At 63.8% G+C, this 20,979-nt stretch carries 23 protein-coding genes; 20 read left to right on the forward strand and 3 right to left on the reverse strand.

All coding sequences use genetic code 11. The features are described 5' to 3' along the window. Positions 1–71 precede the first annotated feature (71 nt). The 16 genes from napF to AB5Y48_RS03835 all read left to right on the forward strand — a co-directional run bounded on the left by napF (position 72) and on the right by AB5Y48_RS03835 (position 11,508). Positions 72–584 carry a ferredoxin-type protein NapF gene (gene napF, locus AB5Y48_RS03760; RefSeq protein WP_082177973.1) on the forward strand — a complete coding sequence of 171 codons (513 nt, stop codon included), beginning with the start codon at positions 72–74 and terminating at the stop codon, positions 582–584. Then, positions 574–852, forward strand: a complete 279-nt coding sequence (locus tag AB5Y48_RS03765) for a chaperone NapD (RefSeq protein WP_050666260.1) — start codon at positions 574–576, stop codon at positions 850–852. The genes napF and AB5Y48_RS03765 overlap by 11 nt, the downstream gene beginning before the upstream one ends. Next, positions 849–3,338 carry a nitrate reductase catalytic subunit NapA gene (gene napA / locus AB5Y48_RS03770; RefSeq protein WP_368163777.1) on the forward strand — a complete coding sequence of 830 codons (2,490 nt, stop codon included), beginning with the start codon at positions 849–851 and terminating at the stop codon, positions 3,336–3,338. Before AB5Y48_RS03765 ends, napA begins: the two co-directional genes overlap by 4 nt. Positions 3,339–3,341: 3 nt before the next feature. Then, a complete protein-coding gene (gene napG, locus AB5Y48_RS03775) occupies positions 3,342–4,082 on the forward strand; it encodes a ferredoxin-type protein NapG (protein WP_050666258.1) in 741 nt (246 codons plus the stop codon). After that, a complete protein-coding gene (napH, locus tag AB5Y48_RS03780) occupies positions 4,079–4,963 on the forward strand; it encodes a quinol dehydrogenase ferredoxin subunit NapH (RefSeq protein WP_368163778.1) in 885 nt (294 codons plus the stop codon). The genes napG and napH overlap by 4 nt, the downstream gene beginning before the upstream one ends. Continuing rightward, entirely contained in the window at positions 4,960–5,418 is a 459-nt protein-coding gene (locus AB5Y48_RS03785; RefSeq protein WP_050666256.1) for a nitrate reductase cytochrome c-type subunit, read from the forward strand. The genes napH and AB5Y48_RS03785 overlap by 4 nt, the downstream gene beginning before the upstream one ends. 11 nt (positions 5,419–5,429) lie before the next feature. Further along, entirely contained in the window at positions 5,430–6,020 is a 591-nt protein-coding gene (locus tag AB5Y48_RS03790) for a cytochrome c3 family protein (protein WP_050666255.1), read from the forward strand. Between the two features lie 177 nt (positions 6,021–6,197). Beyond that, the gene (gene moaB / locus AB5Y48_RS03795) at positions 6,198–6,719 is read left to right on the forward strand and encodes a molybdenum cofactor biosynthesis protein B (RefSeq protein WP_368163779.1); all 522 of its coding nucleotides are present in this window, start codon (positions 6,198–6,200) and stop codon (positions 6,717–6,719) included. Continuing rightward, positions 6,716–7,231 carry a cyclic pyranopterin monophosphate synthase MoaC gene (moaC, locus tag AB5Y48_RS03800; RefSeq protein ID WP_050666253.1) on the forward strand — a complete coding sequence of 172 codons (516 nt, stop codon included), beginning with the start codon at positions 6,716–6,718 and terminating at the stop codon, positions 7,229–7,231. The genes moaB and moaC overlap by 4 nt, the downstream gene beginning before the upstream one ends. Further along, a complete protein-coding gene (gene moaD / locus AB5Y48_RS03805; protein ID WP_050666252.1) occupies positions 7,228–7,473 on the forward strand; it encodes a molybdopterin synthase sulfur carrier subunit in 246 nt (81 codons plus the stop codon). Before moaC ends, moaD begins: the two co-directional genes overlap by 4 nt. 1 nt (position 7,474) lies before the next feature. Further along, the gene (gene moaE / locus AB5Y48_RS03810) at positions 7,475–7,933 is read left to right on the forward strand and encodes a molybdopterin synthase catalytic subunit MoaE (protein WP_368163780.1); all 459 of its coding nucleotides are present in this window, start codon (positions 7,475–7,477) and stop codon (positions 7,931–7,933) included. A gap of 48 nt (positions 7,934–7,981) precedes the next feature. Continuing rightward, entirely contained in the window at positions 7,982–8,707 is a 726-nt protein-coding gene (modA, locus tag AB5Y48_RS03815; RefSeq protein WP_368163781.1) for a molybdate ABC transporter substrate-binding protein, read from the forward strand. A gap of 3 nt (positions 8,708–8,710) precedes the next feature. Then, on the forward strand, positions 8,711–9,394 hold the full coding sequence (gene modB, locus AB5Y48_RS03820; protein ID WP_005359422.1) for a molybdate ABC transporter permease subunit: 684 nt from the start codon (positions 8,711–8,713) through the stop codon (positions 9,392–9,394). After that, on the forward strand, positions 9,391–10,443 hold the full coding sequence (modC, locus tag AB5Y48_RS03825; protein ID WP_153006701.1) for a molybdenum ABC transporter ATP-binding protein: 1,053 nt from the start codon (positions 9,391–9,393) through the stop codon (positions 10,441–10,443). Before modB ends, modC begins: the two co-directional genes overlap by 4 nt. Then, positions 10,443–11,231: an alpha/beta fold hydrolase gene (locus AB5Y48_RS03830; protein WP_050666249.1), complete on the forward strand. Its 789-nt coding sequence runs from the start codon at positions 10,443–10,445 to the stop codon at positions 11,229–11,231. Before modC ends, AB5Y48_RS03830 begins: the two co-directional genes overlap by 1 nt. 22 nt (positions 11,232–11,253) lie before the next feature. Then, positions 11,254–11,508, forward strand: coding sequence for a hypothetical protein (locus tag AB5Y48_RS03835; protein ID WP_060585652.1), 255 nt, complete (start codon positions 11,254–11,256; stop codon positions 11,506–11,508). A gap of 52 nt (positions 11,509–11,560) precedes the next feature. On the opposite strand, the gene AB5Y48_RS03840 is transcribed toward AB5Y48_RS03835, so the two are convergent. Together AB5Y48_RS03840 and moeA are read right to left on the reverse strand one after the other, a co-directional pair. Further along, positions 11,561–12,316, reverse strand: coding sequence for a molybdopterin-synthase adenylyltransferase MoeB (locus AB5Y48_RS03840; protein ID WP_368163782.1), 756 nt, complete (start codon positions 12,314–12,316; stop codon positions 11,561–11,563). After that, positions 12,313–13,551 carry a molybdopterin molybdotransferase MoeA gene (gene moeA / locus AB5Y48_RS03845; protein WP_368163783.1) on the reverse strand — a complete coding sequence of 413 codons (1,239 nt, stop codon included), beginning with the start codon at positions 13,549–13,551 and terminating at the stop codon, positions 12,313–12,315. Before moeA ends, AB5Y48_RS03840 begins: the two co-directional genes overlap by 4 nt. Before the next feature lie 164 nt (positions 13,552–13,715). On the opposite strand from moeA, the gene folE reads away from it, so the two are divergent. The 3 genes from folE (at position 13,716) to AB5Y48_RS03860 (ending at position 18,515) form a co-directional block, all read left to right on the forward strand. Beyond that, on the forward strand, positions 13,716–14,378 hold the full coding sequence (folE, locus tag AB5Y48_RS03850) for a GTP cyclohydrolase I FolE (protein WP_050666245.1): 663 nt from the start codon (positions 13,716–13,718) through the stop codon (positions 14,376–14,378). 201 nt (positions 14,379–14,579) lie between these two features. Further along, the gene (locus AB5Y48_RS03855; protein ID WP_368163784.1) at positions 14,580–16,667 is read left to right on the forward strand and encodes a methyl-accepting chemotaxis protein; all 2,088 of its coding nucleotides are present in this window, start codon (positions 14,580–14,582) and stop codon (positions 16,665–16,667) included. 195 nt (positions 16,668–16,862) lie between these two features. Next, positions 16,863–18,515: a methyl-accepting chemotaxis protein gene (locus tag AB5Y48_RS03860; protein ID WP_050666243.1), complete on the forward strand. Its 1,653-nt coding sequence runs from the start codon at positions 16,863–16,865 to the stop codon at positions 18,513–18,515. A 55-nt stretch (positions 18,516–18,570) separates the two neighbouring features. Here AB5Y48_RS03860 and AB5Y48_RS03865 read toward each other — a convergent pair whose 3' ends face one another. Further along, complete coding sequence (locus tag AB5Y48_RS03865; protein ID WP_368163785.1) at positions 18,571–20,292, reverse strand: formate--tetrahydrofolate ligase; 1,722 nt, start codon at positions 20,290–20,292, stop codon at positions 18,571–18,573. Between the two features lie 81 nt (positions 20,293–20,373). Between AB5Y48_RS03865 and AB5Y48_RS03870 the strand changes: the two genes are divergently transcribed. Beyond that, positions 20,374–20,781 (forward strand): hypothetical protein, encoded by a 408-nt coding sequence (locus AB5Y48_RS03870; protein WP_050666241.1) that lies wholly within the window; start codon positions 20,374–20,376, stop codon positions 20,779–20,781. The last annotated feature ends 198 nt before the right edge of the window (positions 20,782–20,979 follow it).

Genomic DNA, 20,979 nt, shown 5'->3' on the forward strand with positions numbered 1-20,979 from the left:
AACAATATGTGCATCTTAAAGCACATTTAGCCATCCTTAGGGTGGCCTTCTGGGGCGAGAGAGGAACACGCATGTCACAGGGAGTCGATCCGACTCGTCGCGCACTGCTGCGCGGTCGATTGCGGAGCCCGGCCAAAGCACTACCCCTGCCATGGGCAATACCATGGAGCGACTTCGTCGCCGGCTGCAGCCGTTGCGGTGATTGCCTCGCTGCCTGCCCCGAAGGGATCATCGTTCAGGGGGACGGCGGTTTCCCCACCCTCAATTTTCAGCATGGCGAATGCACCTTCTGTGGTGCCTGCGTCGATGCCTGCAATGAACCCCTGTTTCTTCCCCGTGAACAGACTCCATGGCAACTGGTCGCCCGCATCGGTGAGGGGTGTCTGGCCTTCGGTCAGGTCTTCTGCCAATCCTGCCAGGACTCTTGCGAGCCACGCGCCATCCGTTTTAGCCCCGCCCCGCGCGGCATTCCCGTTCCCACTCTGACCGTGGCCGATTGTACCGGTTGTGGCGCCTGTGTGGCCGCCTGTCCGGCACAGGCCATCAGGGTAATCGATAGTAAGGACGCATCCCATGAAGCATGAGAAGAGTGGGGAGTACCATGTCTCCAGTCTGCTGGTATTGACCCAGCCCGTCAGACGCCACGAGGTGGCGGAGGCGGTGGCCCTGATCGAGGGGGCCGAGGTCCATGCCGTCAGCGACGAGGGCAAGCTGGTGGTGACCCTGGAGGGGAGTCGCCAGCGCCAGATCATTGAAGCCATTGACCGGATCAATGCCATACCGGCCGTCATCTCGGCGGCGCTGATCTACCATCAATTCGACGAACAAAAACAATGTGAGGACCTGTCATGAAGCTGAGTCGACGTGACTTTATGAAGGCCAATGCGGTGGCGGCAGCCGCTGCAGCGGCCGGGATCAGTGCCCCCTCCCTGGCGGCCAATCTGATCACCAGTACGGAGAAGACCGCCATTCACTGGGACAAGGCCCCCTGCCGCTTCTGCGGTACCGGTTGCTCTGTGCTGGTGGGAACCCAGGAAGGCCGTGTGGTCGCGACCCAGGGGGATCCGGATGCGCCGGTCAACCGTGGCCTCAACTGTATCAAAGGCTACTTCCTCTCCAAGATCATGTACGGGGAAGACCGCCTGACCCAGCCGCTGCTGCGGATGAAAAATGGCCAATTCGACAAAGAGGGCGAGTTTGCTCCCATCAGCTGGGATCAGGCCTTCGACATCATGGCCGAGAAGTTCAAGGCGACCCTGAAAGAGAAGGGGCCCACCGCCGTCGGCATGTTTGGCTCCGGCCAGTGGACCGTCTGGGAAGGTTATGCCGCCGCCAAGTTGTTCAAGGCCGGTTTCCGCTCCAATAATATCGATCCCAACGCCCGTCACTGCATGGCCTCTGCGGTCGTCGGCTTCATGCGCACCTTCGGCATGGACGAGCCCATGGGCTGCTACGACGACATCGAGCAGGCCGACGCCTTCGTACTGTGGGGCTCCAACATGGCCGAGATGCACCCCATCCTCTGGTCGCGTATCTCGGATCGCCGTCTCTCCAAGCCGGATGTGCAGGTTCATGTGCTCTCGACCTTCGAGCACCGCAGCTTCGAGCTGGCCGACAACCCGATGATCTTCACCCCGCAGGCTGATCTGGCGATCCTCAACTACATCGCCAACTACATCATCCAGAACGACAAGGTGAACAAGGAGTTCGTCAGCAAGCACACTGTGTTCAAGAAGGGGGTCACCGACATCGGCTATGGCCTGCGTCCGACTCACCCGTTGCAGCAGAAGGCCAAGAACCCCGACGCGGGCGACGCCACTCCCATGAGCTTCGACGAGTTCGCCAAGTTCGTGGCCGATTACGACGTGGAGAAGGTCTCCAAGATGTCCGGTGTACCGGTGGACAAGCTCGAGAAGCTGGCCCAGATCTACGCCGACCCCACCAAGAAGGTGGTCTCCTACTGGACCATGGGCTTTAACCAGCACACCCGTGGCGTCTGGGCCAACAACCTCTGCTATAACATCCATCTGCTGACCGGCAAGATCTCCGAGCCGGGCAACGGTCCCTTCTCCCTGACCGGCCAGCCCTCTGCGTGCGGCACCGCCCGTGAAGTGGGTACCTTCGCCCACCGCCTGCCGGCGGACATGGTGGTGACCGATCCCAAGCACCGCGCCGTGACCGAGAAGATCTGGCAGATCCCCGACGGCACCATCCCCGAGAAGCCCGGTTTCCACGCCGTGCTGCAAGATCGCATGCTCAAGGATGGCAAGCTCAACGCCTACTGGGTGATGTGCAACAACAACATGCAGGCCGGCCCCAACATCAACGAGGAGCGTCTGCCTGGCTACCGGGATCCGCGCAACTTCGTGGTGGTCTCCGACCCCTATCCGACCGTGACCGCCCAGGCGGCCGACCTCATCCTGCCCACCGCCATGTGGGTCGAGAAAGAGGGGGCCTATGGTAACGCCGAGCGCCGCACCCAGTTCTGGCATCAGCAGGTGAAATCTCCGGAAGGAGCCAAGTCTGACCTGTGGCAGTTGATGGAGTTTTCCAAGCGTTTCACCGTGGAAGAGGTGTGGCCCGCCGATCTCATCGCCAAGATGCCCGAGCTCAAGGGCAAGACCCTGTTCGATGTGCTCTATGCCAACGGTGCCATCAACAAGTTCAAGAAAGAGGAGTGCAAGGGCCCCCTCAACGATGAAGCCGAGCACTTCGGTTTCTACGTCCAGAAGGGGCTGTTTGAAGAGTATGCCAGCTTCGGTCGCGGCCATGGTCACGATCTGGCCCCCTTCGACACCTATCATGAAGCCCGCGGTCTGCGCTGGCCCGTGGTGGATGGCAAAGAGACCCTGTGGCGCTATCGCGAAGGGTTCGACCCCTACGTCAAGGCCGGGGAGGGGGTGCGTTTCTACGGTAAGCCCGACGGCAAGGCGGTGATCTTCGCGCTGCCCTTCGAGCCGGCTGCGGAAGTGCCCGATGCCGAGTACGACCTGTGGCTCTCTACCGGTCGCGTGCTCGAGCACTGGCACACCGGCACCATGACCCGTCGCGTGCCCGAGCTCTATCGCGCCTTCCCCGATGCGGTGCTCTTCATGCACCCGGACGACGCCAAGGCGCGTAATCTGCGCCGGGGTGACGAGGTGAAGGTAGTCTCTCGCCGCGGTGAGGTGCAGACCCGTATCGAGACCCGGGGCCGTAACAAGCCGCCCAAGGGACTGGTCTTCATGCCCTTCTTCGATGCCAGCCAACTGGTCAACAAGCTGACCCTGGATGCCACCGATCCCCTCTCGAAAGAGACGGATTTCAAGAAGTGCGCCGTCAAGGTGATGAAGGCCTAAGCCATGAGCAGAGCGGTGACCCGGCGACAGTTTATCGGTGAGATGGCCAAAGGGGCCTGCGGGGTGGGGCTGCTTGGCCTCGGCCTCGGGGCCCTGGCACGCCAGCAGGCCGACGGGTTGCCGGCCCAGGCCCTGCGTCCGCCCGGTGCCCTGGTGGAGGGGGAGTTCCTCGGCGCCTGCGTGCGCTGCGGGCTCTGTGTCGAGGCATGTCCGTACGACACCCTGAAGCTGGCTCGCTGGTTCGAGCCGGTGACCACGGGAACCCCCTGGTTCTCGGCGCGTCAGGTGCCGTGCGAGATGTGTGATGACATTCCCTGTGTGGTCGCCTGTCCGACCGGGGCGCTGGATCCGGCCCTGACGGAGATCGACGACGCCCGCATGGGGGTGGCCGTGCTCATCGATCACGAGACCTGCCTCAATGCCCTCGGGCTGCGCTGCGACGTCTGCTATCGGGTCTGTCCGCTGATCGACAAGGCGATCACCCTGGATCTGCAGCACAACGCCCGTACCGGCAAGCACGCCATCTTTCTGCCTACGGTGCACAGCGATATCTGCACCGGCTGCGGCAAGTGCGAGCATGCCTGCGTGCTGGAAGAGGCGGCGATCAAGGTGCTGCCGCGCCAGCTTGCCAAGGGGGAGTTGGGACATCACTACCGGCTCGGTTGGGAAGAGAAGGAGAAGGCCGGCAAGTCTCTCATCGGAGACAAGCTGACCCTTCCTGTACGCAAACCGGAGGGGCTATGAGCAAGGTGCGTATCCCCGGGCACGAGGCGCGCGAGAAGCTGGGGTGGTGGCATACCCACCGCTTCCTGCTGCTGCGTCGCCTGACCCAGCTGTCGGTGGTGGCCCTGTTTCTGCTTGGCCCATTGGCGGGCTTGTGGGTGATGAAGGGGAACCTCTCGAGCTCATTGCTGCTCGATCTGGTGCCGCTCTCCGATCCCCTGGTGTTGCTGCAGAGCCTGGCTGCCGGCCACTGGCCGCTGACCACTCTCTGGGTGGGCAGTGCCATCGTGCTGGCGGGTTACTGGCTGGTCGGAGGAAGGGTGTTCTGCTCCTGGGTCTGCCCGGTCAACCTCATCACCGATGCGGCGGCCTGGCTTAGGATGCGCCTTGGTCTTCGCGCCGGCAGCTCCCTCTCTCGCTCGGCCCGTTACTGGCTGCTTGCCATGGTTCTGGTGCTGCCGGTGGCGACGGGCGTGCTGGTGTGGGAGTGGGTCAATCCGGTGCCGTTGGCCCTGCGGGGTCTGCTGTTTGGTATGGGAGCCGGTTGGAGTCTCTTGCTGGCACTCTTCCTGTTTGATCTGTTTGTGGTGGAGCGAGGCTGGTGTGGTCATCTCTGTCCGGTCGGGGCCTTCTGGGCGCTGGTAAACCGGATCGGGTTTATCAAGATTTCTGCCAGTGGTCGCGATCGTTGCAGCAACTGTATGGACTGTTATGCCGTCTGCCCCGAACGGCCGATCCTCAAGGGACCGGTGCACGGGGCAAGGCGTGGACACGGGCCGCTCATCTCGGCACAGGAGTGCCTTAACTGTGGCCGCTGCATCGATGTGTGCGCGGAACAGGTGTTTACCATTTCGGTAGGATTTGCCGTGAAGGCAGACAACATGTCGGAGAAACAACAATGAAAAAGCTGATTGGAGCAATGCTGGCCTGCCTGCTGGCGGGTGGTCTGATGGCCGCCGAAACCCCCGAGTTCAACACGGACACCGGTGGTGTCCGTTCCGAGCGCGGGACCACGGATCTGGGGAGCGAGGCGACCCCGGCGCCCTTCAAGAATTATCGCAAGGATGGGGAGCCGTACGATCGTCAGTACATGCACCAACCGCCCCTGATCCCGCACGATGTCCGCAACTATGAGGTGGATACCAAGGTCAACAAGTGCCTCTCTTGCCACAGCTTCAAGAATGCGAGCAAGATGAAGGCACCCAAGATAAGCCCGACCCACTTCGAGACCCGCGACGGCATGACCCTTGGCGAAGTCTCCCCGCGTCGTTACTTCTGTCTGCAGTGCCACGTGCCCCAGGCCGATGCCAAACCGCTGGTGGAGAACACCTTCAAGCCGGTTGAGTCCCTGGAGTAAGGAGCGAGACGATGAAATTACCCGGTTTTATCCAGCGACTCTGGGTCACCTTCAAGTCCCCTTCCAAGGCGGCGCTCTGGGTGATCCTGATGCTCGGCTTCTTCGGTGGCGTCATCTTCTGGGGTGGCTTCAACACCGCCATGGAGGCCTCCAACACCGAGGCCTTCTGTACCAGCTGCCACGAGATGCGTGACAACGTGTTCCAGGAGTATCGCGACACCATCCACTACGCCAACCGCTCCGGCGTGCGCGCCAGCTGCCCGGATTGCCATGTTCCCCACGAGTGGACCTACAAGATCATTCGTAAGGTACAGGCCTCCAAGGAGCTGTGGGGCAAGATGACCGGCAAGGTCGATACCCGAGAGAAGTTCGAGTCACACCGCCGCGAGATGGCCGAGCGGGAGTGGAAACGGATGAAGGACAACGACTCGCGCGAGTGCCGTAACTGTCACAACTTCGAGTACATGGACTTCTCCTTGCAAGGTCAGCGTGCATCCAAGATGCACTCCACCAACCTGGCCAGCGGCGAGAACACCTGTATCGATTGCCACAAGGGGATAGCGCACCAGCTCCCCGAGATGTCCGGAGTTCCGGGCTTCTGACAAGTCAGGCCGGCGCAAGCCGGCCTTCTTTTTGGGCGAGCGTTCATCGCCCTGCCGCACCCAGTCAGAACAAGCAGTTATGTTCTCTCTCTGGTAGAATAGCCCCCTGCTTTGGCCGCCCCCTCATCGGGGATGACGGCCGGTTTTGCCTGATGTCGCCTTCTGTGAGGAACTGCCATGGCCAAGTGTGTTGCCCCTTTTCGTCCCCTCGCCATCGCGCTGCTGACGGTGACCGACTCGCGCACCCTCGATGAGGACAGCTCGGGGAGTTATCTGGCGGATGCATTGATCAAGACGGGTCATCGCCTCGCCGAGCGGGCCCTGTTGCCCAACGATCGCTACCGGCTGCGGGCCCAGGTCTCGGCCTGGATCGCCGATCCCGCCATCGAGGTGGTGCTGGTCAACGGCGGCACCGGCTTCTACGCGCACAACTGCACCCCCGAGGCGCTGTCGGTCCTGTTCGATCGTCCCATCGAGGGGTTTGGCGAGCTGTTTCGCCAACTCTCGTTTGCCGAGCTCGGCGCGGCCAGCCTGCAGAGCCGCGCCCTGGCCGGTCTTGCCAACCGCACCGCCATCTTCTGTCTGCCCGGTTCAACCGGTGCCTGCCGCCTCGGCTGGGAGCAACTGATCGCCCCCCAGCTCGACGCGACCACCCGACCCTGTAACTTTGTCAGCCATCTTGGCGAGGAGTCCCGATGAGCGTTGAACTGACCCATCTCAATGGCCGGGGCGAGGCCCATATGGTGGATGTGACCACCAAGGCCGTCACCGAACGCGAGGCGCGTGCCGAGGCTTTTGTCTCCATGGCCCCCGAGACCCTGGGCCTCATCCTCTCCGGTGCTCACCACAAGGGGGACGTGTTTGCCACCGCCCGCATCGCCGGCATCATGGCGGCCAAGAAGACCGCCGATCTCATCCCCCTGTGCCACCCGCTGGCCCTGACTCGGGTCGAGGTGGAGATCACCCCCGAGACGGCGCAACATCGGGTGCGTATCGAGACGGTGTGCAAGCTCTCGGGCAAGACCGGGGTGGAGATGGAGGCGCTCACCGCCGCCTCGGTAGCCGCCCTCACCATCTACGACATGTGCAAGGCGGTGCAAAAGGACATGGTCATCGGCCCGGTGCGCCTTCTCGAGAAGCGCGGCGGCAAGTCGGGCCATTTCCAGGCCGATATGAAGAACGATCAACCCATTGAAGGAGAGCAGCCATGATCCAGGTGCTGTTTTTTGCCCAGGTGCGCGAGCTGGTCGGCTGCGATGCCCTGGCCATGAACGACGAGTTCGCCACCGCCGAGGCGCTGCGTGCGGCGCTTGCCCTGCGCGGCGACAAGTGGGCCCTGGCGCTCGAGCCCGGCAAGCTGCTGGTGGCGGTCAACCAGACCCTGGTGCCCCTCGATACCCCCATCAAGGGGGGGGACGAGGTGGCCTTCTTCCCGCCGGTTACGGGGGGCTGAGATGGAGCCGATGATTCGGGTGCAGCGGGAGGATTTCAGCCTCGCCGCCGAGTATGAACGCCTCTCTGGGGATCCCGCCTGCGGGGCCATCGTCACCTTCGTTGGCAAGGTGCGCGACATGAACCAGGGGGAGCAGGTGGCCGGCCTGTCGCTGGAGTACTATCCGGGCATGACCGAGAAGGCGCTCGCCGCCATCGTGGACGAGGCCAAGACCCGTTGGCCGCTGCAGGGGTGTACCCTGATCCACCGGGTGGGGGATCTGCAGCTTCGGGATCAGATCGTGCTGGTGGCGGTGAGCTCGGCACACCGGGAGGCGGCCTTCGCCGCCTGCCACTTCATCATGGATTACTTAAAGACCCGGGCCCCCTTCTGGAAGCGCGAGCTCAGCACCGATGGGCGCCGCTACTGGGTCGAGGCCAAAGAGAGTGATAACGAGGCGGCCGCTCGCTGGCACGAGTAGACCGCGTCCCTGGACCCCGGGGTCCGTTTTCAGGCAAGGAGTGTATGGATGAATCGTCAATGGGGATGGGCGCTTGCCCTGATGCTGACCGTGCCGGCCGCGCAGGCCGACGAGGTGCGAGTGGCGGTGGCCGCCAACTTCAAGGGGACACTCGGCAAGATTGCCGAGGCGTTCACGGCACAGACCGGTCACACTGTCACCATCAGCGCGGCGGCGACCGGGGTGCTCTACACCCAGATAAGTCACGGGGCTCCCTTCGATCTCTTCCTCTCCGCCGATGCGGCCACCCCCGAGAAGCTCGAGCGCGAGGGCAAGGGGGAGGGGCGTTTTACCTATGCCATCGGCAAGCTGGGGCTGTGGCATCGGGGTGGTCCTGCCCCTGACGAGGCCTTCTTGCGCAGCTGGCGCGGGAATCTGGCCATCGCCAACCCCCGCACCGCCCCCTATGGTGCCGCCGCCATGGCGACCCTGACCCACCTCAAGCTCGATCCTGCCCGGTATCGCCTCCTGACCGGTACCAACATAGGCCAGACCTGGCAGTTTGTGCACAGCGGCAACGCCGAGCTTGGCTTCGTCGCCTGGGCCAATCTGGTGGAGGCGGGCAAGACGGCAGAGGCCTGGGCCGTGCCGGCCGAGCTCTATCCCCCCATCGAGCAGCAGGGAATCGTGCTCAAATCCGGGGTAGTCGCCGAGGCGCTGGTCGGCTGGCTGGGCAGTGAGCAAGGGCGCACCATGATTGCCGCCGCCGGTTACGGCCTGCCCGGCGCCGGTTAAACCATGCCGAGTCCTGCCGATCTGCTGGCCATTGGCCTGACCCTCAAGCTCGCCGCCTGCACCACGGGGATCCTGCTGCTGCTCTCGCCGCCGCTGGCCTGGTGGCTGGCCCGCAGCCGTCACTGGCTGCGTCCCGTGGTGGAGGCGCTGGTGGCCCTGCCCCTGGTGCTGCCGCCGACCGTGCTGGGCTTCTACCTGCTCATCGCCTTCTCCCCCGAGACGGCCCTGGGGCAGGGGTGGCGGGCCCTGTTCGATCGCCAGTTGGCGTTCAGCTTCAGCGGCCTGCTGCTCGCCTCGCTCATCTATTCGCTCCCCTTCGTGGTGCAGCCGCTCACCTCGGCCTTCGTCAACCTGGGGAACCGGGAGCTGGAGGCGGCGGCCACCCTGGGACTGGGGCCGGTCGAGCGCTTCTTTCGCATCGTGCTGCCCATGACGTTGCCGAGCTTCGTGATGGCCGCGGCTCTGGGCTTTGCTCACACCCTGGGGGAGTTCGGTGTGGTGCTGATGATTGGGGGCAACATACCCGGTGAGACCCAGGTGCTCTCGATTGCCCTGTTTGATCATGTGGAGGCTCAGGATTATGCCAACGCTCACCTGCTCGCCGGCGGCTTGCTCGCCTTTGCCATGGTGGTGCTGGTGCTGGTCTACGGGGTGTTGCAGCGCCGGCAGCGGAGGATGTTCGCATGATGAGTCTGTCCCTGCGGCGTCTCTATGGTGCCTGGGATCTCGCCTGTGAGCTGAGTTGGCGAGGGGAGGGGATCTGCGGCCTGTTTGGTCCCTCTGGCAGTGGCAAGAGCACCCTGCTGCGGGCCATCGCAGGGCTCGAGCGGGCCCCTTGCGATCGCCTCTGCTGGCAGGGACGCGAGCTCGCCGCACTGCCAGCCGAGGGGCGGCGCATCGGCCTGGTGTTTCAGGATGCGCGCCTCTTCGGTCACCTGAGTGTACTGGGCAACCTCGAGCTCGCCGCCGGCAAGGGGCGGGGGCGTTGGCGTCCCCGGGAGCTCGCCGTGCGGCTTGGCTTCGATGAGTTGCTCGGCCAGCGCGCCTCGGCTCTCTCGGGTGGCCAGCGCCAGCGGGTTGCTCTGGCCCGTGCCCTGCTCGCCGAGCCGAGCCTGCTACTGCTCGATGAGCCCTTCTCGGCCCTCGATCGACGCAGCCGCCTGCACCTCATCCACGAGTTGCAGAGCCTGCAGCGAGAGAGCGGCCTGCCCATGCTTTACGTGACCCACGCCATGGAGGAGGTGGGCATGCTCTGTGACGAGCTGATCCTGCTCGAGGGGGGGCGAGCCCTGGCTCAGGGGGCGCCGGATGCCCTGTTTGCCCGTCTCGACCTGCCGCTCGCCAGCCGCGACGATGCCGGGGTGATCCTCTGTGCCGAGCTGGTGCATTGGCATGAAGAGGAGCAGATGGCCGAGCTGCATCTGGCCGGCCAATCCCTGTTTGTGACCATGCCCCTGCCCCCGGATATGCCGGGCCCGGTGCGTATCAAGGTGGCGGCCAGGGACGTGGTGGTGGCGACGCGCCCCATCGAGGGCTCCAGCCTCTCCAACTGTCTGACGACACGGCTTCGGGAGCAGCAGTCACCGCTGCCGGGTCAGAGCCTGTTGCAGCTGGCACTCGGGGAGCAGCGGCTGCTCGCGCGCATCACTCGCCGCTCCAGCGAGCGTTTGGGACTGATGCAGGGGCAGGAGGTCTTTGCTTATATCAAGGCAGTCAGTCTGCTGGGGGAGGCGTGATGCGCCGAAAACGTAAAGAGAGTCGGGTCAAGGGGCTCTATCAACGCAGTGCAGGGGAGGGGCCCTTGCTGCTCTTTCTGCATGGACTGGGCTCGTCGAGCCTCGATTGGCAGGCCCAGATCGAGTACTTTTCACCCCACTATCGCTGTGTGGCACTGGATCTGCGCGGCCACGGCCTGAGCACCCTGGAGGGGCCCCTCAATCCGGGGCAACTGTGCGCCGACGTGGTGAACTGGCTCGACGAGCAGCCGGGTCAGGTGGTGCTGATAGGGTTGTCGCTCGGGGCCATGATAGCCCTCGAGGTGGCCCTGGCCCGTCCCGGGCGAGTGGACGGCATGATGCTGATCAACGGCTTTGCCGAGTTTTCTCTCGATAATGAGGCCGACCGTGCCCGCTTCGAGCAACGGCTCAAGTGGTTGCGCTGGATCGGGATGTGGCCGCTCGCCTGGTGGCTGGGGCTCAGCCTGTTTCCCGCCCCCGAGCAGCGAGCGCTGCGCCACACCTTCCGCCAGCGCTTCGTGCGTAACCACAAGCGAGTCTATCGCACCCTGCTCGAGGCGCTGCCCGGCTGGAGTGTGCGAGCCCGCCTGAGCACGCTACACCAGCCGGTGGCACTGGTATCGAGCAGTGACGATTATCTTCCCCTGGCGCAGCGGGTGGCCCAGTTTGCCTCCCTGCCCGATGGGCGTATCTTCACCCCGACCGGCCACCATGCCTGGCCGGCAGAGGATCCGGCGGCCTGTAACCGGCTGCTGGAGCGTTTCTTAACCGACATTCATTACTATTGAGCGAGAGGGAGTCACAACGGCGATGAACGATCATCTGATCATCGGTCTTCTGGTCATCACCCTAGGGGCCTGTGCCCAGCAGAGCGTCACCCTGCATCAGCAGGCGGGGACGAGCCAGCTGACCATGAATTCTGCCTCTTCGCAGGATCTTGCCGGGCGCTGTGGTGAGGGGGAGACGCTGCATCTGACGAGTCGTCAGGGGCCGGTGGAGGGGTTGCTGACCCTGGCCAGCTTGGGCAGTTATCGGCCCGATGCACAGGTGCACTGCGAGCCCTGAGGATTTCTCTTCCCCTGGTAGCGATGAGCCCGGCGTTGCCGGGCTCATCGTTTTAGTCTTCGGCGCAGCCGGGGCAATCGGGGCGCCTCGGCAGGCGCAGGGGGCGAAACTGGCCGGTCAGACCGTCGATAAGCAGCATGCGGTGAGTCAGCGGCTCGCCGCAGCCACTCAGGATCTTGATCGCCTCAAGCGCCTGCAGGCTGCCGACGATCCCGACCACGGGAGCCATGATGCCCGCCTCGACACAGGTGAGCGCCTGCTCGCCGAACAGTTGACTCAGGCACTCGTAGCAGGGCTCCTCCGGGTGCCACTGAAAGCTGCACACCTGCCCCTCGAAGCGGATGGCGGCGCCGCTGACCAGCGGTACCCGATGGGCGCGGGCGCGGCGATTGAGCAGGTTGCGGGTCGGCAGATTGTCGCTGCAATCGAGCACCAGATGGTGCCTGGGCAGCTCCGCCTCGAGCAGTGCCTCATCCGCCTGGGCCTGGAGGGGGCGCACCTTGACATAGGGGTTGAGGCTCTCGAGGGCGGTGGCGGCAGAGGCCACCTTGCTCTGTCCGAGGCGAGCGTCGCAGTGGAGCACTTGGCGCTGCAGATTGGAGCGCTCGACCGTGTCGAAGTCGACCAGGGTGAGCTGGCCCACCCCGGCCACCGCCAGGTATTGGGCGGCGGCGCAGCCGAGGCCGCCGGCCCCGATCACCAGCACCCGGGCCTGCTTGAGCGCCTCTTGCCCCTCGAAGTCGAAGGATTTGAGGATGATCTGGCGGTTGTAGCGCAGCAGCTCCTCGTCGCTCAGGATCTCGCTCATTGCAGCAGGCTCCCGAAGGGCTCGACGGTGACCGACTCCCCGGCAGCCACCTGGCCACGCTCGCGCTCGAGCACTATGTAGCAGTTGGCCCGGGAGAGGGAGCTAAAGACCCCCGAATCCTGGGAGCCGGTGCTGCGCACCACCAGTCCGGTCGGGGTGCTCTCGAGGATGCCGCGTTGAAAATCGAGACGACCGGGCGCCTTCTTGAGCCCTTCGGCGGCGGTGGCGGTCAGACGCAGGGGCGGGCGCACTGTCTCGCCGGCGAGGCGGGCCAGGGCCGGGCGCACCAGCTGATCGAAGGTGACCATGGCCGAGACAGGATTGCCGGGCAGGCCGAAGAACCAGGTCTGCTCGAGACGACCGAAGGCGAAGGGCTTGCCGGGCTTGATAGCCAGCTTCCAAAAGCCGATCTCCCCGAGCTCCTCGAGCAGCTGTTTGGTGTAGTCCGCCTCACCCACAGAGACGCCGCCCGAGGTGATGAGGGCATCGGCCTCGCGCCGGGCACGCAGGAAGGCGGCGCGCAGCTGCTCGGGATCATCGGGGATGATGCCGAGATCGAGGATCTCCACCTGGAGGCGCTCGAGCATGGCACGCACCCCGTAGCGGTTGGAGTCATAGATCTCCCCATGAGCAAGGGGGGTGCCCACCGGCTTGAGCTCATCGCCGGTGCTGAGCAGGGCCACCCTGAGGGGGCGCAGCACCTGGACGCGGGCGATGCCAAGCGAGGCGAGCAGAGGCAGCTCGCGGGGGGTCAGGCGGGTGCCGGCGGCCAGTACCTCGGCTCCCCGGGCGATGTCTTCTCCCCGGCGGCGCACGTGTTGCCCGGTGGCTGGCTTGGTGGTGAAGGTGATGCGGTTACCGTCGGCCTGCGCCTCCTCCTGCATGATGACGCAGTCGGCCCCCTCGGGCAGGGCGGCACCCGTCATGATACGCACGCAGTGGCCCGCCTCGCAGACAGAGCCATAGGCCCCCTCGCACCCCAGGGGATGGCCCGCCAGGGCACGTCCCTGCAGCAGCAGGCTATCGCCGGCGACGAGATCGGCGCTGCGCAGGGCATAGCCATCCATCGCCGAGTTATCGAAGGGGGGAACATCCATCGGGGAGATGATCGGTACTGCCAGCACCCGGCCCAGTGCCTGCTCGATGGGCAGCGTGAGGGTGTCGGTAAGGGCTGGGAGCGTGGTGAGCATCTCGTGCAGGGCTTCGTCCAGGGGACGCAGTGCGGATTGACCCATGGGGCCTCCTTTGGGTGGCAGGCTGGCAAATGAGGCTCATTATTTCAAAAAAGCGGTCATATGGGCAGTTTCCCCATATGGGGTAGCGAGGTTTGACTTGCAATGTACTGTACTTACGCATTTACTAATGCGCTGCGTACGTCCCCGATTGAAGAGAGTGAAGCATGAGTGAGCTGAGCACACACGCCAAACTGGTCCGCGATGCCCTGATAGCCCAGGGGCTGGAGACCCCCATGGTGCCGAGCACCCTGGATCGTGCCGAGAAGCAGGCCCGCATCGAAGAGCACATGCGTGCCATCATGGGGCTGCTCTCCCTGGATCTCGAGGATGACAGCCTGGCCGAGACGCCCCACCGCATCGCCAAGATGTACGTCAATGAGATCTTCGCCGGCCTCGATTACAGCACCTTTCCCAAGGTGACGGTGATCGAGAACAAGATGCAGGTGGACGAGATGATAGTGGTGAAGGATATCTCCCTGACCAGCACCTGCGAGCATCATTTCGTCACCATAGACGGCATGGCTCACGTGGCCTATATCCCCCGTGGCAAGGTGATTGGGCTGTCGAAGATCAACCGCATCGTCCAGTTCTTCGCCCGTCGCCCCCAGGTGCAGGAGCGCCTCACCCAGCAGGTGCTGCTGGCGTTGCAGACCCTGCTCGGTACCCGGGATGTGGCCATCAGCATCACGGCCACCCACTACTGCGTCAAGGCGCGCGGGGTGATGGATGCCACCTCTGCCACCACCACCACCTCCCTCGGTGGGGTCTTCAAGACCCAGCCCGATACCCGCGCCGAGTTCCTCGGCATGCTGCGGGTTGGCCGCTAGCCGACATGTGCCGCCCCTCCGTCTATGCGTTCGGGGCGGCGAAAGCCTCTATATCGACCATTCCTGCTACTTTCGTTAACGAACATTTTATTTTCGTGATTGCCCTCCCAAGCTTCACTTAGTGGGTGAATTGTCACTTACTCTGCCGTTTTTCCCTCGGCTATGATGCGCTTTCGAATTCAAATCTGTTCGGGTGACATCATGTTTCGATCCATCAGGCATCAGGTCATGCTATGGGGTGGCTGTCTTTTGCTGGCGACCGTGCTCAGCGTGGTCGGTTATGGCTATCTCTCTCTTTCATCAACCCAGGAGCAGATCCAGCAGGCGATCCGGGAGCAGGCTCGCCATGAGACGGGACGCTGGCTCGAGGCGCTGGCCAGCCAACAGGCCGGAGAGGTAGGTCGTCGTTTTGAGCAGGCCCTGGATACAGCCGGGACCTTGGCGGCCCTGTTGGGTGGGAATACCCATCAGGCAGAGCCCATCACCCGGACACAGGCAACCGCCTTGCTCAAGGATGTGGTCGAACGCAATCCCGATTTTCTCAGCATTTACAGTGGCTGGGAGGCCGATACGTTCGATGGTCAGGACGCGGCCTTTACCAAAGATGGTCGCCACAGTCAGGCCAGCGGCAATTTTGCCCCCTATTGGAGCCGATCCCAGAACGGTTACAATCTTGCGCCACTGGGGGATTACTACAGCAAGACCCCTTCCGCCACCGGGATCCGCGCCTCCGAATGGTACCTCTGCCCGATGGAGAGCAAGGCTGCTTGCGCCGTCGACCCTTCTGTCTATACGGTCGATGGCAAGCCGACCCTGCTCACCTCCTTTGTGGTGCCGGTACTGGAGCAGGGGCGTTATCTCGGGCTGGTGGGGGTCGATTACTCCCTCAATTACCTGCAGCAACTCACCGAGCGCTTGAGTCAGGATCTCTATCAGGGCCAGGCCAGAGTGCGCATTCTAAGCCCCAAGGGAATAGTGGCGGCTGACTCGGCCCAGCCAGATCAGATCGGCAAGCGCCTTGAAGAGAGCGGCGTGATGGCGATGGTGAGCCAGGCCAGGGCGCAGCAATATGAGCGCGAAGGCTTGCTCGGTGTCTTTGCTCCCATCCCTATCAATCGGGTCTCCCAAGCCTGGGGCATTGCCATTGAAGTGCCGCTACAGGCGTTGTTGGCCAGCCATGTCAGTGCCGAAGAGGTGAGGGCCCAGCAGTTTGCCGATGGCCTCTGGATGCAGCTTCTGGTGGGGATCCTGATGGCTGTGCTGGGGCTGCTGGGTCTTGCCTGGGCGGCCGGATCCATCTCGCGACCGGTTGACCAGACGGCCCGCATGGTGGCGCGTTTGTCGGCAGCCGGTGGCGATCTGACCCAGCGTCTCGATGTGAAACGGCGTGATGAGACCGGTAAGCTGGCCGAGGGGATCAACCGCTTTGTTCACTCGGTTCATGAGATAGTCAGCGATACTGCCGTGACCGTGCAGACTCTGCAGTCGCGCGCCTCCTGTGCTGCAGATCAGGCGCAGCAGAGTCTGGACAATAGCCGGCGTCAACTGCAGGAGATCGAGATGGTGGCCACTGCGGTGAACCAGATGGCGTCCACTGCCGACTCGGTATCGAGCCATGCCCAGCAGACGGCCGGTGCCGTGGAAGATACCCGTAAGGCTGTGCATCGGGGTCAAGAGGTGGTGGGCGCGGCGGCGGGCGGGATCCGTCATCTGACCGAGCAGTTCGCCGAGGTGGCGAGTCAGATCGCCTCCTTGCAGCAGCAAGGGGTGCACATCGGCAGCATCCTGGATGTGATCCGTACCATCTCGGAGCAGACCAACCTGCTGGCGCTCAACGCGGCTATCGAGGCAGCACGAGCCGGTGAGCATGGGCGCGGTTTTGCGGTGGTGGCTGATGAGGTTCGTGGGCTTGCTTCCAAGACCCAGGCATCGACCAAGGAGATCCAGGCCATGATTGATCGGCTCAGAGAGACCACGGTCGAGGCGGTTGGCACCATGGATGAAGGGCGCAGCCTGAGTCAGAGGGTATTGAAGGACGCCGAGCAGGCCGAGCACGAGCTGGCACAGATAGTGGTCGCCGCGGATCGTATCGGGGATATGGCGACCCAGATCGCCAGTGCATCGGAAGAGCAGTCACAGGTCACTGCCGAGATCAGCCGCAACGTGAGCAACATTCACGATGTAGCGGCGCGGTCGACCGCCTTGGCTCGCGAGCAGGATGAGCAGGGGCGTACCATGGACTCCTTGGCCGCCGATGTGATGAGCAAGATGGCTCGCTTCCGTTATTAAGCACCAGACCCCGTTCAAAGCGGGGTCTTTTTTATCCCGGGCGGCGTTAGCCGCTTTTCTTTTATTCGCCAATGATTATAAAATGTGCGCCCCTTATGAAGCCCGCCTCGTCTGCGGCCATAGGGCGTGACCAGGAGGGTCATGGCAGGGCCAGGATGGCGAACAGGCTTCCCCGTTCCATATTCAGGTAATTTCATGACTACCCACTCCATGACCATCGGCAAGAAGCTCACGGCTGCCTTCGCCGTGCTCGGCCTTATCGTTACCCTCATCGGTAGCTTCTCTCTCTACGAATTCTCCTACATGAACGGGGCGGCGCTGCGCTTTACCGACAGCATACTGCCGGCCGTGAACCGCACCAACGCCATCGGCGAGAGCATCCGGGATCTGCGTCGCTATCAGCTGGGACTCTTTCTGGTGCTGGACGACGCAGCAAAGACCCGTGAGTACGGCGCCGAGGCGGACAAGTATCGCCTGCAGATCGAGCGGCAATTGAGCGATCACGACAAGACCATCTGGGCCACGGATGTGGAGGAGCGGCGCGTCTTCGAGACGGTCAAGGCCGACTGGCAGCGCTATTCTGCCCTCTATGCCCGGGTGCAACAGTTGGTGGGTCAGCAGCCTCAGGTGGCAGAGGATCTCTTCCTGGACGAGGGGATCCCTTTGTTCAAGGCCCTGGCAAGCTCGGTGAGCGAACTGGTGCAGATCAACCATGGCTATGCCAAGGGGGCACGCAGCGAGGTGATCGATGCCTATGAGTCGGCGCGCTGGAGCGTGTCGGTGGCCCTGCTGGTGGCCCTGGCCCTGGTGGTGGTGCTCTCTTTGGTGCTGACCCGCCAGATCCGCGATCCTCTCATCATGCTGGCCCGTCATACCCAGCGTATCGCCGCCGGCGAGCTGGGGCGTGGCGAGCTGCAGCAGTGGCTCAAGGAGGGGCGCTTCCAGCGCGATGAACTGGGCCAACTCGGTCAGGGGGTTGACCGCATGCAGCACTCGCTCGCCGAGCTGGTGAATGAGATTGCGGGCTCGGTGGCCCAGCTCAGCAGCGCCGTGGAGGAGGTGAGTGCCATCTCCGAACAATCCGCCAAGGGGATGGCCCAGCAGCAGGGAGAGATCTCCCAGGTGGCCACCGCCATGAACGAGATGCAGTCCACCGTCAACGAGGTGGCTCGCAACACCGCCGATGCCATGTCCGCCGCCAAGGGCGCATCGCGGACCTCGCACAGCGGCAACCAGGTGGTGCGTAGCGCCATCGGGAGTATCGAGGCGGTATCGGATCGGATCGAGCAGGCCGGTGCCGTGGTACTGCAGCTGGAGCAAGAGAGCGGCAATATCACCATGGTGCTGGATGTGATCCGCGAGATCGCGGGGCAGACCAACCTGTTGGCTCTCAATGCAGCCATCGAGGCGGCCCGTGCCGGTGAGCAGGGGCGCGGTTTCGCGGTGGTGGCGGACGAGGTGCGCTCTTTGGCCCAGCGAACCCAGGACTCTACCGCCGAGATCAGCAAGATGATCGAGCTGTTGCAAAGTCGCGCCGCCGAGGCGGGCAGCGCCATGCAGGTCAGCCGTGAGCAGATGCAAGAGAGTGTGGCCCTGGCTCGGGATGCGGGTCAGAGCATCGACACGATCAACGGGGCCGTGGTGCAGATCACCGACATGAACACCCTGATCGCCACGGCCACCGAGGAGCAAAACGCAGTGACCGAGGATCTCAACCGCAGCATCGTCAGCATTCACAACGCCGCCGACGAGAATGCCCAGGGGGCGCAGCAGATAGCGGCGGCCTGTGGTGAACTGAGCCGCCTGGCTACCTCCTTGCATCATCTGGCCCAGCGCTTCACCCTCTAAACGCGCCGCGCCAATGAAGAGGCCCCGTCATGGACGGGGCCTCTTTCGTTGGGGGTCAGCTCAGGCCGACGATCTCGCCCTGCTCGTCGATATCCATCTGCCGATAGGCCGGCAGGCTGCCCAGACCCGGCATGGTCATCACGGGGCCGCACAGGGCATAGATGAAGCCCGCGCCGGTGCAGGGGGTGAGGGACTCCACCGGCAGGGTGAAGCCTTTGGGGGCCCCCTTGAGAGCAGGGTCATGGCTGATGGAGAGGGGGGTCTTGGCCATGCACAGGGGCAGGTGGTCGAGCCCCTCGGCCGAGAGGCGCTCGAGCTGGGCCCGTGCCATCTCGCTCAAGGCCACGCCGGCCGCCCCATAGCCACACTCGGCCAGGGTGGCGAGCTTCTCCACGAGGGGCATCTCGCTGGGGTAGAGCAGGGTGGGGTGGGACGGCCGGCTGCAGGCCTTCACTACGGCCTGCGCCAGATCGCAAGCACCGGCCCCCCCCTTGGCGAAGGCATCGCTCAGGGCGGCAGTGGCCCCGCACTCGGCGATGCGATCACTGAGCCAGTTCAACTCCTCCTCCCCATCCTGGGGGAAACGATTGATGGCCACCACCACAGGCACCCCGTAGCGGCGAGCATTCTGGATATGCCAGGCGAGGTTGTCGAAACCTTGCCGGAGCAGGGGGAGGGAGGGCTCGATGAGTGCTGCGGGCAGGGGCTGTCCCGGGGTGATCCGGCAGGCACCGCTGTTGGCCTTGATCCCCCGAAGGGTGGCGACCAGCACCACGCAGGCGGGGAAGAGCCCACTCTGGCGTCCCTTGATATTGAAGAACTTCTCGAGCCCCATGTCGGAGCCAAAACCGGCCTCGGTCACTCCGTAGTCGCAGTGGCGCAGGGCAATCTGATCGGCGATGACCGAGGAGTTGCCATGAGCGATATTGGCGAAGGGGCCGGCGTGGACCAAGACCGGGGTCTGCTCGGTCGTCTGCATCAGGGTCGGGGCCAGGGCCTCCTTGAGCAGCACCGTCATGGCGCCGGCGACCTCGAGATCCTCGGCGGTGATGGGGTGTCCCTCCTCGCTCTCGGCAAGACGGATGCGGCCAATTCGGGCACGCAGATCCCGCAGGCTTGAGGCCAGGGCCAGCACGGCCATCAGCTCGGAGGCGGCGGTGATGACAAAGCTTCCCTCCCGCTCCACCCCGTCGGCAGCGCCACCCTGGCCGAGGGTGATGTGGCGCAGTGCCCGATCGTTGATATCCATGGCCCGGGGCCAGAGGATCCTGGCGATATTGAGCCGGGTGAGCCCGGTTCGCTCGGTGAAGGCCTCGCCGAGCCGCCGCTCGTGAAAGAGGCGGGCATCGATGGCCGCCGCCGCCAGGTTGTGGGCCGCCGTGACCGCATGAAAGTCCCCGGTCAGGTGCAGGTTCATCTCCTCCATGGGGACGACCTGGGCATGGCCGCCGCCGGCAGCCCCTCCCTTGACCCCGAACACGGGCCCCAGGCTCGGCTGGCGGATGCAGGCGATGGCGGAGTGGCCGAGCCGGTTGAGCCCCATGGAGAGCCCCAGGGTGGTGACCGTCTTCCCCTCGCCAAAGGGGGTTGGCGTGATGGCGCTGACCAGCACCAGCTTGCCTCTCTGCGCTTCCGGTTGCCGCAGCAGGGCGGGATCGAGCTTGGCCTTGTAGCGACCGTGAGGGATAACGAAGTCGGTAGGGATGCCGAGACGGTCAGCCAATTGGTCGGCTGTGAGTCGGGAGGAGTGGCGGGAGATGAGGATATCGCTTAGCATCGGGCTCCTTAAGGGATCCATGATCCGGTGTGAAACGATTGCGAAGTGCGCGAAGAGTAGAGCGTAATGACTGAGAATGCTATGACAAAGAACATATTATCCCGTGATACCGGATCGCTGACCACTCCCGTCGAACTCAATCTCAACGAGCTCTATCACCCGCCCAAGGCAACACTGACGGCGGCGGGGATCTTCTCGGCCATGGCCCCCCTGTTTGGTTTTGGCTGGGCGGCCCTGACCCAGGATCCCGAGAGCCGGCTGCGGGCAGAGATCCGGCGCCGGATCCGCAAAGAGCGCACCGATCTGGCCAATCTCACCCTCATCTTGCAACTGGCCGCCCTGTGTGACTGTCATCATCTTCGCATTACCCTGCCCATGGAACCCGACGAGGCTCTCTGTCAGGGGCTCTCCACCCGTCTGCCCCAATGGCAGATCTCGGTGGAGGAGCGGGTGCTGGTCGCCCGAAACCAGCCCCCTGCCTCCCCCTAACCCCTCGCCATTACTCGGTGAAGGCTACAGCAAGTGTATGATTCATCATCAAATGGGGTCATTCTTGCCGCCTTTGTCATAATCCTGAATGATTGCGATTGAGTAAGAAAATTCTTTCAGTTAAAAAAGGGGTATTATCTGGAACCAACCCGGCGATGCCGGGTTTGTTGTTCCTGTCATAGTGCGCACAAGGAGGCT

It is taken from the genome of Aeromonas sp. R6-2 (assembly GCF_040908155.1).
Taxonomy (GTDB): Bacteria; Pseudomonadota; Gammaproteobacteria; order Enterobacterales; family Aeromonadaceae; genus Aeromonas; species Aeromonas schubertii.

Excerpts from the sequence above, each read along its gene's own strand:
- AB5Y48_RS03765 (WP_050666260.1), top strand. The coding sequence starts at position 574 with ATGAAGCATGAGAAGAGTGGGGAGTACCATGTCTCCAGTCTGCTGGTA.
- napF (WP_082177973.1), top strand. The coding sequence starts at position 72 with ATGTCACAGGGAGTCGATCCGACTCGTCGCGCACTGCTGCGCGGTCGA.
- moaD (WP_050666252.1), top strand. The coding sequence starts at position 7,228 with ATGATCCAGGTGCTGTTTTTTGCCCAGGTGCGCGAGCTGGTCGGCTGC.
- napH (WP_368163778.1), top strand. The coding sequence starts at position 4,079 with ATGAGCAAGGTGCGTATCCCCGGGCACGAGGCGCGCGAGAAGCTGGGG.
- moeA (WP_368163783.1), bottom strand. The coding sequence starts at position 13,551 with ATGGGTCAATCCGCACTGCGTCCCCTGGACGAAGCCCTGCACGAGATG.
- napA (WP_368163777.1), top strand. The coding sequence starts at position 849 with ATGAAGCTGAGTCGACGTGACTTTATGAAGGCCAATGCGGTGGCGGCA.
- modC (WP_153006701.1), top strand. The coding sequence starts at position 9,391 with ATGATGAGTCTGTCCCTGCGGCGTCTCTATGGTGCCTGGGATCTCGCC.
- moaE (WP_368163780.1), top strand. The coding sequence starts at position 7,475 with ATGGAGCCGATGATTCGGGTGCAGCGGGAGGATTTCAGCCTCGCCGCC.
- AB5Y48_RS03870 (WP_050666241.1), top strand. The coding sequence starts at position 20,374 with ATGACAAAGAACATATTATCCCGTGATACCGGATCGCTGACCACTCCC.
- napG (WP_050666258.1), top strand. The coding sequence starts at position 3,342 with ATGAGCAGAGCGGTGACCCGGCGACAGTTTATCGGTGAGATGGCCAAA.
- folE (WP_050666245.1), top strand. The coding sequence starts at position 13,716 with ATGAGTGAGCTGAGCACACACGCCAAACTGGTCCGCGATGCCCTGATA.
- AB5Y48_RS03860 (WP_050666243.1), top strand. The coding sequence starts at position 16,863 with ATGACTACCCACTCCATGACCATCGGCAAGAAGCTCACGGCTGCCTTC.
- AB5Y48_RS03830 (WP_050666249.1), top strand. The coding sequence starts at position 10,443 with ATGCGCCGAAAACGTAAAGAGAGTCGGGTCAAGGGGCTCTATCAACGC.
- AB5Y48_RS03855 (WP_368163784.1), top strand. The coding sequence starts at position 14,580 with ATGTTTCGATCCATCAGGCATCAGGTCATGCTATGGGGTGGCTGTCTT.
- moaB (WP_368163779.1), top strand. The coding sequence starts at position 6,198 with ATGGCCAAGTGTGTTGCCCCTTTTCGTCCCCTCGCCATCGCGCTGCTG.
- AB5Y48_RS03835 (WP_060585652.1), top strand. The coding sequence starts at position 11,254 with ATGAACGATCATCTGATCATCGGTCTTCTGGTCATCACCCTAGGGGCC.
- AB5Y48_RS03785 (WP_050666256.1), top strand. The coding sequence starts at position 4,960 with ATGAAAAAGCTGATTGGAGCAATGCTGGCCTGCCTGCTGGCGGGTGGT.
- moaC (WP_050666253.1), top strand. The coding sequence starts at position 6,716 with ATGAGCGTTGAACTGACCCATCTCAATGGCCGGGGCGAGGCCCATATG.
- AB5Y48_RS03865 (WP_368163785.1), bottom strand. The coding sequence starts at position 20,292 with ATGCTAAGCGATATCCTCATCTCCCGCCACTCCTCCCGACTCACAGCC.
- AB5Y48_RS03840 (WP_368163782.1), bottom strand. The coding sequence starts at position 12,316 with ATGAGCGAGATCCTGAGCGACGAGGAGCTGCTGCGCTACAACCGCCAG.
- modB (WP_005359422.1), top strand. The coding sequence starts at position 8,711 with ATGCCGAGTCCTGCCGATCTGCTGGCCATTGGCCTGACCCTCAAGCTC.
- modA (WP_368163781.1), top strand. The coding sequence starts at position 7,982 with ATGAATCGTCAATGGGGATGGGCGCTTGCCCTGATGCTGACCGTGCCG.
- AB5Y48_RS03790 (WP_050666255.1), top strand. The coding sequence starts at position 5,430 with ATGAAATTACCCGGTTTTATCCAGCGACTCTGGGTCACCTTCAAGTCC.